Raw genomic sequence first — 12,184 nt, forward strand, 5'->3', positions numbered from 1 at the left:
AGTGGTTTCGCACTCTTGTGAATTGGTGCGAAATCGCCACTGTGGACGGATTACGATTGCTGGTCTTGGCTGTTTGCCGGGGCAGACATCTCATTCCGGGGGGGACCAACATGCAGGCCGGGCTGGTCATATTATGTCTGGGCTACGTGCTCAGTCAGTTTTTTCGCGCATTCCTGGCGGTGCTCAGCTCCGCCTTGCAAAACGATCTAGGAGCCACGCCCGAGGATCTCGCCTTTGCCTCAGGGCTCTGGTTCCTGACCTTTGCGGCGATGCAACTGCCGGTCGGCTGGGCGCTGGATCGTGTCGGACCAAGCCGGACCGCGGCGGCACTGCTGCTGCTTGGCGGTGGCGGCGGAACGCTGGTCTTTGCGCTGGCGGCTCAGCCCTCACATATCAGCCTTGCGATGGTCCTGATCGGGATCGGCTGTTCTCCCGTGCTCATGGCGTCCTATTACATATTCGCACGCGAATATCCGCCACGCCGTTTTGCGACACTGGCGGCCGTGATGCTCGGGGTGGGCTCGCTGGGCAATCTGGTCGCGTCCTATCCAACGGCGCTGGCGGTTGAGGTCTTGGGATGGCGGGGCACGCTGTTCGGGCTTGCAGGGATCTCTACCGCAGTCGCACTGGGCATCGCGCTGACGGTAAAGGATCCGGCGCGGGTCGAGGCGGGCGAGGGGGCCAAAGGGTCTGTTCTCGATATTCTGCGCCTGCCGGTCCTCTGGCCGATATTCATCATGATGTTCGTGGCCTACGCCCCCTCTGCGGCCTTGCGGGGGCTGTGGATCGGACCCTATCTGAGCGATGTTTTTGGACTGGGGCGGGAGGCGGTCGGGTTGGCCAGCCTGGTGATGGGGGTCGCGATGATCCTTGGCACCTTTGCCTATGGTCCGATGGACCGGCTGCTGGGAACCCGCAAGGGGGTCGTGCTTGGCGGCAATCTGCTTGCCTGTGTCGCGCTGGGGGCCTTGATGCTGTGGGTGGATGGTCCCGTGCCGCTAGTGGTGGCGCTGATGGCGGCCGTTGGCTTCTTTGGCGCTGCGTTTCCGGTGATCCTGGCGCAGGGGCGTGCCTTTGTGCCGCCGCATCTGGTGGGTCGCGGTGTGACCATGCTCAACTTCTTTGGCATCGGCGGGGTGGGAATCATGCAGTTTGCCAGTGGGCGCCTGCATGCGGAAACGTCCGGTGCGGACCTTTCCTTGCCCTATTTGGCTATTTTCGGTTTCCTGCTCGCCTTTTTGCTGGCCGGATGCGCAATATATCTGCTCAGCCCAGACAGCTTGGATTGATCTAGCCTTTCCTCGCGCGGGCTTTCCCGATAAGACACCGCAGCCGGTCACGAGGCCGGACACAATTGGAGACACAAAATGGGTTATCGCGTCGTTATCGCGGGCGCCACGGGCAACGTGGGCCGTGAAATGCTGAACATTCTGGCTGAACGCCAGTTTCCTGTGGATGAGATTGCAGTTCTGGCGAGCCGCAAATCCCTCGGCACCGAAGTCACATTCGGCGACAAAACACTGAAGACCCAAGATCTCGACACCTTTGATTTCAGCGGCTGGGATATGGCGCTGTTTGCCATCGGGTCCGACGCGACCAAGAAATACGCGCCCAAGGCCGCTGGCGCCGGTTGCGTGGTTATCGATAACTCGTCGCTTTATCGTTATGATCACGATGTGCCGCTGATTGTTCCTGAGGTGAACCCGCAGGCGGTGCATGGCTATGCCAAAAAGAACATCATCGCGAACCCCAACTGCTCGACCGCACAGATGGTTGTCGCGCTGAAGCCGCTGCATGATCGCGCCAAGATCAAGCGCGTTGTGGTCTCCACCTATCAGTCGGTTTCCGGCTCCGGCAAGGAAGCGATTGATGAGCTGTGGGATCAGACCAAAGCAGTCTACAATCCGACACAGGATGTTCCGCCCTCTGTCTATACCAAGCAGATCGCTTTCAACGTGATCCCGCATATCGACGTCTTTCTTGATGATGGTTCCACCAAGGAAGAGTGGAAGATGGTTGCGGAGACCAAGAAGATCGTCGATCCGTCGATCAAGGTCACGGCGACATGCGTCCGCGTGCCGGTCTTTGTCGGCCACTCCGAATCCATCAACATCGAGTTCGAAGACTTCCTGGACGAAGATGAAGCCCGCGATATTCTGCGCGAAGCGCCGGGCATTATGGTGATCGATAAGCGCGAAGACGGCGGCTATGTGACGCCGGTCGAATGCGTCGGCGACTTCGCAACCTTTATCAGCCGGATCCGCCAGGACTCGACCATTGATAACGGCATCAACCTGTGGTGCGTCAGCGACAACCTGCGCAAGGGCGCTGCCCTGAACGCTGTCCAGATCGCAGAGCTTCTGGGGCGTGAAGTTCTGAAAAAAGGTTAAAAACCTATCCATTCAGAGAGGGGGCTGTCTCGAAAGAGACGGCCCCTTTACCGTTTGTACAACTGTTCTTGCCAGCCTTTATTCCACTAGTCTGATGGGAGTTGGATGAAGGTAACTTGGGGGTAAGACCATGATGGGAAAAACGCCGACGCAGGCGCAGACACATGAGACTGTAATCAGCTCGGGGGAAACGGCTTGGGCCACCGCACGCAACGGTTCGCGCCTAGATGCCGAAATGGCGGCGCAGCTGCGGATGGTTCTGAGCGAGAGCTTTCGCACAGCAAAGAACTGGCTGGATCTGATCCGAGCTCTGCGCAGCAAGGGATTTTATCTGGAGCGCAGTGACGGGCGGACCCGTCTTCGCGATGCGCATAGCCACGTCGAAATCTGTACCTGCCGGTTTCTTGGGTTTCCTGGGAAAGAGTTGGAGGCGCGATTTGGGGCTCCATTGCCGGACAACATAAGCCAAGCCTGAGCAAGCACTGGCAGTTTGCGTCATGATGGGATGCAACGGCTGGTAACATCTCGCAACGATACGTAGATTTGATCACAGGCGGGCCGCTTGTCCGCGATTTGATCAATCGAGAGATATCATGCGACCTGTTCATTCAGTTTTTGCCATTCTTGCGGCTACCACCGGCACAATCAGCATTGCCAAATCCGCAGTTGCGGAGGTGTTCCCTGTTTCTAGCCAGGTTTCCGCGGTAACGCTTTATCCGGGGCTTGCCCAAATCACCCGCACTGCGGCGGTGGACCTGCCTGCCGGGCGGCACCAGCTGATCCTGCAAAACGTGCCACAAAGCGCGCAGACCGCCAGCCTGCAGGTGCAGATCGCGGGCGGGCGCCGTATCAGCACCCTAATGCGAGAGGAGTCCGTGCCCCCTCAGGACGTGGCGACACCTGAGATTGACGCTGCTGAGGCACGTATCCGTCAGATCGAAGAACAGATCGCAGCCGTGACGGATGAAGCGGAACGTGCCCGAGCCACGGGCCGAGCCGCGCAGAGTTCAATCCAATTCCTTGAACAACTTGGCGGTAATGATGGTCTGGCGGGGGCGGATGCCTCAGCGCTGGCGGATATCGCGGTGATGATCTCAAACCGGGCTACTGCAAGCCATCGTGAGATTATTGATGCAGAGGCCGAGGCCCGCGCCAAGGAACAAGCTCTGACAGCACTCCAGGACGAATTGAAGGAGGCCCACGCAGCACTCGCCGCCATCGCGCTGGAGGATGAGGACCGGCTCTTCATTGAGGTGGAAGTCGACGTTGCGGAGGCTGGGGGTGCCGAGGTTACACTCACCTATCTGACAGCTGGAGCGGGACATATAGGGTGGTCTCCCCATTATGAGCTGCATCTTGCGACAGGTGATGTGGCGGAGCTGACTCTGGCGCGCAGCGTGATGCTGGCGCAGGATACGGGCGAGAGCTGGCAGGACATTGCGCTGACGCTGTCGACGGCGGAACCGCTGGGGCAATCAGCGCCATCGCGCCTGTTCCCACAGCTGCGTCGGATCGAGAAACCGATGCCTGTCCCAACGCCTAAGCAGCGGCTGTCATCTGATATGGAATTGCAGCTTGCCAACGAACCGATAATCGAAGCGGCTGTGTTGGTTGATGAGCTACTTCCGCAATGGAGCGTCGACACGGGCGGCGTTGCGGCTGTCTATGGGTTTGGTGAGCCGGTCTCCATTGCCTCGGGTGTGGATGCGTTGCGGCTAGAAATGGACAGTGTCACCGCAAGCGCCGAGTTGAGAGCACAGGCGGTGCCACTGCGCAATGAGGTCGCTTATCGCGTGGTGCGTTTCGCAAACGAATTTGGCGAGCAGTTGCTGCCTGCAACGGAGGCTGCGCATTTCGTGGACGGGAAGCTGGTCGCCGTTGCAGAGTTTCCGGGCCTGGCACCTGGGGCAGAGGCAGACATCGGGTTTGGGCCGATCAAGGGGCTAACCCTGCGCCGCGATGTTCTGGATCAGAGCGAAGGTGAACAGGGGCTGATTTCGCGCAATGCGGAACAGTTTAGCCGGGTTGAGATCGAGATCGAGAACCTGACTGACCAGCCCTGGCCTTTGCGGGTTCTTGACCGTGTTCCATACTCCCAGCAGGACGACCTTAAGATACGCTGGTCTGCGCGCCCTGCGCCGACGGAAGAAAACGTCGAGAAACAGCGCGGGATATTGGCCTGGGACATGGAGATCGCTCAGGGCGCGCGTGAAATGATCCAGATCGAGACTGATCTGAGCTGGCCTGAAGATCAAATTCTGCGCTAGCCCTGCCGCCTGCCGGTCTCGGCGCTAGCGTTGCCCGCGCAGGCGGCCCACCACGCCGCTAGGGAAGAAGTAGACGCTAAGAATGAAAAGGACACCCAGCCACAATAGCCACCTGTCCGGGCTCAGGAGTTCGGGCAGCAACGGCAACCCCTCGGTCATGCCGGAAAGCACGCCCATCAGGTTTTGCAGGTAATTCTGCGCAAGTACAAAAACGGTCGCACCAACCACCGCACCGTAGATCGTTCCCATACCACCGATGACGACCATCAGCAGGATATCAATCATGATGGTCATCGACAGGGTGGTGTCTGGTCCCACGTAACGTAGCCAGATCGCATAGAGAGAGCCGGACAGCGCGGCAATCGCCGCCGAGAGACAGGTGGCCGTAACGCGGTAGTAAACAACGCGGTAGCCGATCGCCTCCGCCCGGAAATCGTTCTCGCGGACGGCCTGCAAAACGCGACCGAACGGTGAGTTCACAATGCGCAGCAGGGCCAGAAACAGCAGCGCGCTGCCTGCGAAAATCAGGTAGTAGGTGAGCAGTCTTCCGTTGAGTTTGACGCCGAACAGTTCACCGCCAAACAGCTCCGTGCCAAATTTGAACGCAGGTCCCAACTCGCGCGGGGTCTTGAACGTCAGACCGTCTTCGCCGCCGGTCAGACCAGAGAGCTGGCTGACAAGGACGGCAACGGCGGAGGCAACCGCAAGCGTGATCATCGCAAAAAAGATGGCCCGCACCCGCAATGAAAACAGGCCAATCAACAGCGCCAGCCCAGCGGCGAGACCAGCACCGGTGAGAGAGCCGACCAGAAGCGCATCGAATCCGCGCCCCATGTGGGTGGAGGCCAGTGCCACACCATAGGCGCCCATGCCAAAGAACATCGTGTGGGCAAAGCTGACGATGCCGCCGTAGCCCAGCAGCAGATCATAGCTCGCCACCAGCACCACGAATATGCAGATGCGTGCAGCCGTATCCACTGTCCGCACGCCCGGAAACAGGAAGGGTGCGAAGGCAAGGCAAATCAGAATGACAGCCAGCAACAGGGCCAGAATGCGGGAGCGGGGCAGGTCGCCAGACAGAAGGATGTGCATCATTTTGCCTTTACCACCGGGATCATGCCCATCGGGCGCCACATCAGGATTGCGACCATCAGGGCGATATTGGAAACAAGGGCCAGTTTCGGCTCTACGAAGGCGACATAGTTCTGCAACAGCCCGACCAGCAGCGCACCGATGAAGCAGCCTTCAACCGATCCGAGACCGCCGATGATCACCACAATGAAGATCAGGATCATCGCCTGATTGCCCATATGGGCGGTGATAACTTCCTGATAGAGGCCCCACATCACACCTCCCAGGCCCGCAAGGGCTGAACCTGCGATGAACACGCCGACGAAGACGAGGCGCAGGCGATATCCGAGCGCGGCGACCATCTCGCCGTTCTGTACGCCTGCGCGGACGATCAACCCGATCTTGGTCCGGCGCAGCACGAAGCGCATGGCAGCAAAGACCGCAAGGCCGACGGCGACGGTAACAAGACGGTACTTCTCGATAGCGGCGTCGCCGAGGGTCAGCGCCCCCTTCAGCGCCTCGGGACGTGTGAAGTAGATTTCTTCCGGCCCCCAAAGGACGATGATCAGCTGTTCGGCAATGATCAGGCCACCCATGGTGACCAGGATCTGGCTCAGATGATTGCCATAGACGGGTTTGACGATCACCCGTTCGAATGCCCAGCCCATGAGGGCGGTCGCCGCCATTGCGGCAAGAACGGCGGCGAGAATGGCCAGCAGGTTCAATGCCAGCGACGGCGCATTGGTCAGCTGGCCCAGTGTCAGCAAAACCGAAATTCCGATGAAGGCTCCAACAGAAACGAAGGCGCCATGGCCGAAGTTGATGACATCCATCAGCCCGAAAACAAGCGTCAGCCCGGAGGCCATGAGGAAGATCATCATTCCCATGGCCAGCCCGGAAACCGTCAGGGTCATCCAGCTTGCAGGGTTCTGCACGGCGATAAAACCGGCGATAGCCAACAGTGGAACCAGCAGCAGCGGTGCGTAGGGGGCCAGTCGGTCGCGGAGCGACGATTGAGCCATCGTTGGCGCGTGTTCGGGGGCAGCGGTCATCTGTTGATCTCCTGCCGGATAAGGCAATGGCGGGGTCTGTCTTGAACATCGGGCATGTTCAATGCGCCTCCATGCTGAGGCCCATCAGCCGCTCCTGCAAAGCGGTGTCGCCTGCCAATTCAGCCATTGCGCCTGACCAGATGACACGGCCGTCGTCCATAACGCTGGCGGTGTCGCCAAGCGCCTTGGCGACTGCAAAATTCTGTTCGACCATCAGGATCGATGCACCCTGATCTTTCAGGTCCTTGATCGCGCGTGCCATGGTGGAGATGATCGCCGGGGCCAGGCCTTTTGTCGGTTCGTCGATCAGGTATAGCTTGCGTTCTTCGATCATGGCGCGGGCAATTGACAGCATCTGTTTTTGCCCGCCGGAGAGATTTCCGGCTTCGGATTTCCAAAAGGTCTTCAGCGGCGGAAAGGCCTGAAAGATCCAGTCGAGCCGCGCCGTATCAATCGGGCCGGAAACCGCGGCGAGGACCATGTTTTCTTCAACAGTCAGATCGGCAAAGATCCCCATATCCTCGGGGACGAAGCCGATGCCCGCGCGTGCAATGCTGGCGGTGGGCGTCTGGGTGATGTCGGCTCCATCGAACAGGATGCGGCCACGATGGGTTCGCCAATGGCCGATAATGCTGCGTAGGGTCGTTGTTTTGCCGACACCGTTGCGCCCCAGCAGCATGGTGACACCGCCGCGCGGAACATCGAGGTCGACCCCCTGAAGAATATGGTACTGGGCGATCTTGGTATGGATCTCCTCAATCCGCAGAAGAGGAGGGGGGGCGGTCCGGTCGAAGTCAGACATGATCCAGGATCCCCTCTAGCCCACGGCCCATATAGGCCTCCTGCACCACGTCGGAGGCCATCACCTCCGTCGGCAGGCCATCGGCAGCCAGCGCGCCATTGTGCAGAACGATAATGCGGTCGGCTAGGGTTCGGATCACATCCATCTTATGCTCGACCAACAAGATGGTGCGGTCGGTCTGGCTTTTCAGATCCGCGATGAGATCCAGCACGACCGGCGCTTCGTCCACGCTCATCCCGGCTGTCGGCTCGTCAAACATATAGACAAGAGGATCGAGCGCGATCAGCAGAGCGACTTCCAGCTTGCGCTGATTGCCATGGGACAGCTCCGAAACCATCTGCTGACGCTCGTCCAGCAGGCGGACCTGGGCGAGAATGCTTTCGGCCTGATCAATCAGATCGGTGTGGCCTGTGACCATCGACCAAAGATTGAAGCCGCGCGCAGCCTTGGCCTGCACCACCAGCCGGACGTTTTCCAGCACAGTAAGGTCGGGAAACAGATTGGTCATCTGGAATGCGCGACCGATGCCTGCTTTGGTGCGGGCTGATACGGACTGCGTGCTGATATCCCGCCCCATCAGCGTGACGCGACCGGCGCTGGCGGGAATCTGTCCTGAAATCAGGTTGAAATAAGTGGTCTTCCCGGCGCCATTGGGGCCGACAATGGCCGTGAGTTCGCCCGGATGAAAGTCACAAGTCACAGCATCGACGGCCACATGTCCGCCAAAGCGTACGGTGAGATCGCTGGTGGACAGTAGAGGGGCGGGCATGGGTGCATCCATCTGAAACGGGGGCGGTGGCCGGGTGATCGTGGCGGGCCGCGCAATCCTGTGCGACGTGCCGGGCCCGGTGGCGGTCGCCCCGGACCCGGTCGCGTTGTGTGATCAGTTGCGGATCGGAATCGGCAGATCGTCGATGCTCAGCTCGCGAACCAGTTCCGGGATCGCCCATTCGACATCGTCGTCGACACGTAGTTTGAAGTGATACATGGATTGCAGCGCCTGATGATCCTCGGCCCGGAATTTCATGGTGCCCTTCGGGGTTTGCCATTCCATGCCTTCCATCGCCGCAATCAACGCCTCGGTGTCGGTGGATCCGGCCTTCTTGATCGCTTCCACCGCAGCGATGCCAGCGGCCATTCCGCCCGCGGTGAAGAAATCGGGCGGGCTGTCGAACCGTTCAAAATGGGTCTTCACCAGCCAGTCGTTCACCGGATTGTCAGGCAGTTCGTAGTAGTAATACGTGCCACCTTCCATACCTGCGAAATCCTTGAACCCTTTCAGGGCGGCGAGGATGTTTCCAACGCCGGCAAATTCGATCCCGAAGCGACCGGGATCCATTGCGTTGATCTTGGCCCATGGATTGCCACCACCGGCCCAGATGATGAAAAGCTTCTTCTCGCCCTCGAGATCTTTCATCGCGTTGAAAATGCGCTCGCCCGCAGCGGTAAAGTCGGTGGTGTCGGTTGGGGCGAATTCCTCATGGACAATTTGGTGGCCCTGAGCGGCCAGGGCTTCGCGGAAGGCTGCGATGCCGTCGCGGCCAAAGGCATAGTCCTGTGCCAGCGTCGCGATATGCACATTTTCACCGGCTAGGGCGATGGCGCTGGCCACCGCATCCTGCGAGGAATTGCGCGAGGTGCGGAAAATGTAACGGTTCCAATTCGCGCCCGTGATGGAATCGGCAACCGCCGGCTCCACGATCAGCAGTTTTTCGTATTCTTCGGCAACCGGCAGCATCGCCAGCGCAACGCCGGAGCTGACCGGCCCGATGGCCAAATCCACCTCGTCGTCGCCGTAGGCTTCTTCCAGAAGTGCCTTGCCATTCTCAGGCTTGAGCTGGGTGTCCTTTTCGATCACGACGATCTTTTCGCCGTTGATTTCCATAGTGCCGCCGGTGGCATATTCCAGACCCAGCATCAGCCCGTCATGGGATTGTTTGGCATAGGCCTCGAACGGGCCAGTCTTGCCGTAGACATGGGCGATTTTGATATCTGCAAAGGCGGCGGTGGCCAGCGCAGAGGTCAGCGTCAGTGCGGAGACCATCCCCGCAGCAAATGTGCGTTTCATCCTGTAGCTCCCTCGTGGCGCGCCAAGATGTTTGGCGCGGTCTCGCTCCTGTGGTGGCAGGCTAGCGGCGGGGTGTCAAACCGGTCAATTGCGCGGAAATACGTATTTTTTGGTCTCATTTTGTGAACGTGGCGTTCGGCGTCTATTTCGCAGACCATTCAGTGGCGAGGGCGCGGGCGTTATTGGCCAAGACCATCACGTCAATCCCAACTGCAAGGAACTGCGCGCCCATATCCAGATAGGCCTGTGTCGCCTCGGGGGCAGTGCCCAGAATGCCAGGCGCCCTTCCGGCAGCCTTGATCCGGGTCATGGCATCGGCGATCACTGCTCTGACCTCCGGGTGGGCGGAGTTGCCCTGATGTCCCATGTCAGTGGACAGTTCGGCAGGTCCTATGAAAATCCCGTCGACACCTTCGACCTCCAGAATGTCGTCGAGATTTTCGATGCCTTTACGGTTTTCGACCTGCAACAGGAGGCAGATTTCCTGATCGGCGGTTCGAGTATAGTCGCTGACAGAGCCGAACATCGACGCCCGCGCCGCAGTTGCGCCCACGCCACGGGTGCCGGTGGGCGGATAGTGGCAGGCTCGGACCAGCTCTCTGGCCTGTTCGGCAGTTTCGACGATAGGTATCAGGACCGTTTGCGCACCGGCGTCTAGAACCTGTTTGATAATCCATGTCTCTCCAACCGGAACGCGCACGACGGGATGACTCTTGGAGGCAGCCAGAGCCATCAGCTGATCACGAATGGACCGGATGTCGTTTGGCGCATGTTCACCGTCGATCACCAGCCAATCGAAGCCACAGGTTCCCATTACTTCGGCTACGGCACCCTCACCAAAGCTCATCCAGCACCCAATCTGGCGATCGCCCCGCGATAGAGCCTGTTTGAAGGTGTTTTTGGTGGCGGGCATTGGCAAATCTCCTGTTTGGGTCGGGTGGCGCGGGTTTGTTCTGGTCACCGGGCTTTCAGGGCGCGCGCAATCTCGGTGATAACCTCATGGGCGAGCATAACATCAGCTTCGGTTGTCTCAAACTGGCCGGCCTGGAACCGGATAACCAGCCTACCGTCGACGCGGGTCTGGGTCAGATAGATACGGCCATCGTCATTGATCGCGTTCACCAGTTGTAGATTGAGTTCATCCAGATCGTTAGCGCCCTGCGGGGCATAGCGGAACGACCAAAGCGACCACATTGGTGGTGTCACAATCTCGAAATCAGGCTCTAACTTGAGCTTATCGTGCAGCTGGTTGGACCAAATGATGTGGTTGCGCAGGCGCTGGCGCAGACCCTCCAGCCCGTAGGTGCGGATCAGGAACCAGATTTTCAGGGCCCGGAACCGGCGGCCCAGCGGCACCGACCATTCGGAATAGTTGATGATGCCGTCATGGCCGTGGGTCTTGAGGTATTCCGGGCTGATGGCGAGGGTTTGCACCAGATCGTCCGGGTTCCTCACAAAATGGGCGGAGCAGTCGAACTGCACGCCCAGCCATTTGTGCGGGTTGAAGACGATGCTGTCGGCGCGTTCGACGCCGGGCCAGTAGTGGCGGTATTCCGGGCAGATCATGGCGGAGCCGGCCCACGCGGCGTCCACATGGGTGTAGAGGCCGTATTTTTCGGCGACGTTCAGCACCTGATCCACCGGATCGGTGGCGCCAACGCCGGTGCCGCCCACGCAGAGAATGACGCCCGCTGGCTGGTGACCCGCGGCGAGGTCGGATTGGATCGCCGCCTCCAGCGCGTCCGGGTCCATCCCGCGCCAGTCGCCCTTGATGGGGATGCGGATCAGGTTCTGCTGGCCGATGCCCGCGACCCAGATGGCGCGGTCGATGGAGGTGTGGACTTCAGATGAACAGTAAATCCGGAGTGGCTTTTGGGCGAACAGGCCCTGCTGGTTGCCCTGCCATTTCAGCGCCTTTTCCCGCATGGTCAGCACGGCGGCGAGGGTGGCGGAGGAGGCCGAGTCCTGAATGACGCCCTGGAACTGGTCCGGCAGGTCCAGCGCCTGGCGCAGCCAGTCCATCATCCGCGTTTCCATCTCAGTTGCCGCCGGCGAGGTCTGCCACAGCATGCATTGCGGAGCGATGGCGGAGGCGAGGAACTCCGCCAGCACCGAGGGCGCGGCGGCGTTGGAGGTGAAATAGGCAAAGAAGCGCGGGTGCTGCCAATGAGTGATGCCGGGCATCACGATGTCTTCGAAATCGCGGAAGATCACCTCCATCCCCTCGCCATCCTCGGGCGGGGTTTGGGGCAGGGCGCTCAGCACCTCGCCGGGAGCCGTCTGCGCTCGCACCGGGCGGTCGCCGACGGTCAGGTGATAGTCCTGTGCCCAGTCCGCAACCTTGCGGCCCCAGTGAGAAAAATCATTCCAGTTCATCGTGTCGTCCTTGGGCTTGGCATCCGGCTACCTTAGATGAGCATATAATTAACATGTGCATTAATACCTGTCCACATGCTCGATCGTATCCGATGTCAGAGATCCGCTCAGCGTCATTCCGCCAATACAGGTATAGACCCGGTCGATTTAGATTGCCC

At 59.8% G+C, this 12,184-nt stretch carries 11 protein-coding genes; 4 read left to right on the plus strand and 7 right to left on the minus strand.

Annotated features, from left to right (window positions below):
* Positions 1-110: 110 nt before the first annotated feature.
* From VWY75_RS09865 to VWY75_RS09880, 4 genes are all read left to right on the plus strand, one after another.
* Positions 111-1,289, plus strand: coding sequence for an MFS transporter (locus VWY75_RS09865; RefSeq protein WP_416538286.1), 1,179 nt, complete (start codon positions 111-113; stop codon positions 1,287-1,289).
* 78 nt (positions 1,290-1,367) lie between these two features.
* Positions 1,368-2,390: an aspartate-semialdehyde dehydrogenase gene (locus tag VWY75_RS09870; RefSeq protein WP_340546442.1), complete on the plus strand. Its 1,023-nt coding sequence runs from the start codon at positions 1,368-1,370 to the stop codon at positions 2,388-2,390.
* Between the two features lie 130 nt (positions 2,391-2,520).
* Complete coding sequence (locus VWY75_RS09875) at positions 2,521-2,865, plus strand: hypothetical protein (protein ID WP_340546443.1); 345 nt, start codon at positions 2,521-2,523, stop codon at positions 2,863-2,865.
* A gap of 118 nt (positions 2,866-2,983) precedes the next feature.
* On the plus strand, positions 2,984-4,657 hold the full coding sequence (locus VWY75_RS09880; RefSeq protein WP_416538287.1) for a mucoidy inhibitor MuiA family protein: 1,674 nt from the start codon (positions 2,984-2,986) through the stop codon (positions 4,655-4,657).
* Between the two features lie 24 nt (positions 4,658-4,681).
* Here the strand turns inward: VWY75_RS09880 and VWY75_RS09885 are convergent, their stop codons facing one another.
* The 7 genes from VWY75_RS09885 to VWY75_RS09915 all read right to left on the minus strand — a co-directional run bounded on the left by VWY75_RS09885 (position 4,682) and on the right by VWY75_RS09915 (position 12,026).
* Entirely contained in the window at positions 4,682-5,752 is a 1,071-nt protein-coding gene (locus VWY75_RS09885) for a branched-chain amino acid ABC transporter permease (RefSeq protein ID WP_416538288.1), read from the minus strand.
* The gene (locus VWY75_RS09890) at positions 5,749-6,780 is read right to left on the minus strand and encodes a branched-chain amino acid ABC transporter permease (protein WP_416534541.1); all 1,032 of its coding nucleotides are present in this window, start codon (positions 6,778-6,780) and stop codon (positions 5,749-5,751) included. The genes VWY75_RS09885 and VWY75_RS09890 overlap by 4 nt, the downstream gene beginning before the upstream one ends.
* A gap of 58 nt (positions 6,781-6,838) precedes the next feature.
* The gene (locus VWY75_RS09895; protein ID WP_416538289.1) at positions 6,839-7,582 is read right to left on the minus strand and encodes an ABC transporter ATP-binding protein; all 744 of its coding nucleotides are present in this window, start codon (positions 7,580-7,582) and stop codon (positions 6,839-6,841) included.
* Complete coding sequence (locus VWY75_RS09900) at positions 7,575-8,351, minus strand: ABC transporter ATP-binding protein (protein ID WP_416538290.1); 777 nt, start codon at positions 8,349-8,351, stop codon at positions 7,575-7,577. The genes VWY75_RS09895 and VWY75_RS09900 overlap by 8 nt, the downstream gene beginning before the upstream one ends.
* A 114-nt stretch (positions 8,352-8,465) precedes the next feature.
* Positions 8,466-9,650, minus strand: a complete 1,185-nt coding sequence (locus VWY75_RS09905; protein ID WP_340546449.1) for a substrate-binding domain-containing protein — start codon at positions 9,648-9,650, stop codon at positions 8,466-8,468.
* A 142-nt stretch (positions 9,651-9,792) separates the two neighbouring features.
* Positions 9,793-10,563, minus strand: a complete 771-nt coding sequence (locus tag VWY75_RS09910; protein WP_416538291.1) for an aldolase/citrate lyase family protein — start codon at positions 10,561-10,563, stop codon at positions 9,793-9,795.
* Between the two features lie 44 nt (positions 10,564-10,607).
* Positions 10,608-12,026, minus strand: coding sequence for a pyridoxal phosphate-dependent decarboxylase family protein (locus VWY75_RS09915; RefSeq protein WP_416538292.1), 1,419 nt, complete (start codon positions 12,024-12,026; stop codon positions 10,608-10,610).
* Between the last annotated feature and the right edge of the window lie 158 nt (positions 12,027-12,184).

The sequence above is a fragment of the Phaeobacter sp. JH20_08 genome (genome assembly GCF_048056635.1).
Taxonomy (GTDB): domain Bacteria; phylum Pseudomonadota; class Alphaproteobacteria; order Rhodobacterales; family Rhodobacteraceae; genus Phaeobacter; species Phaeobacter bryozoorum.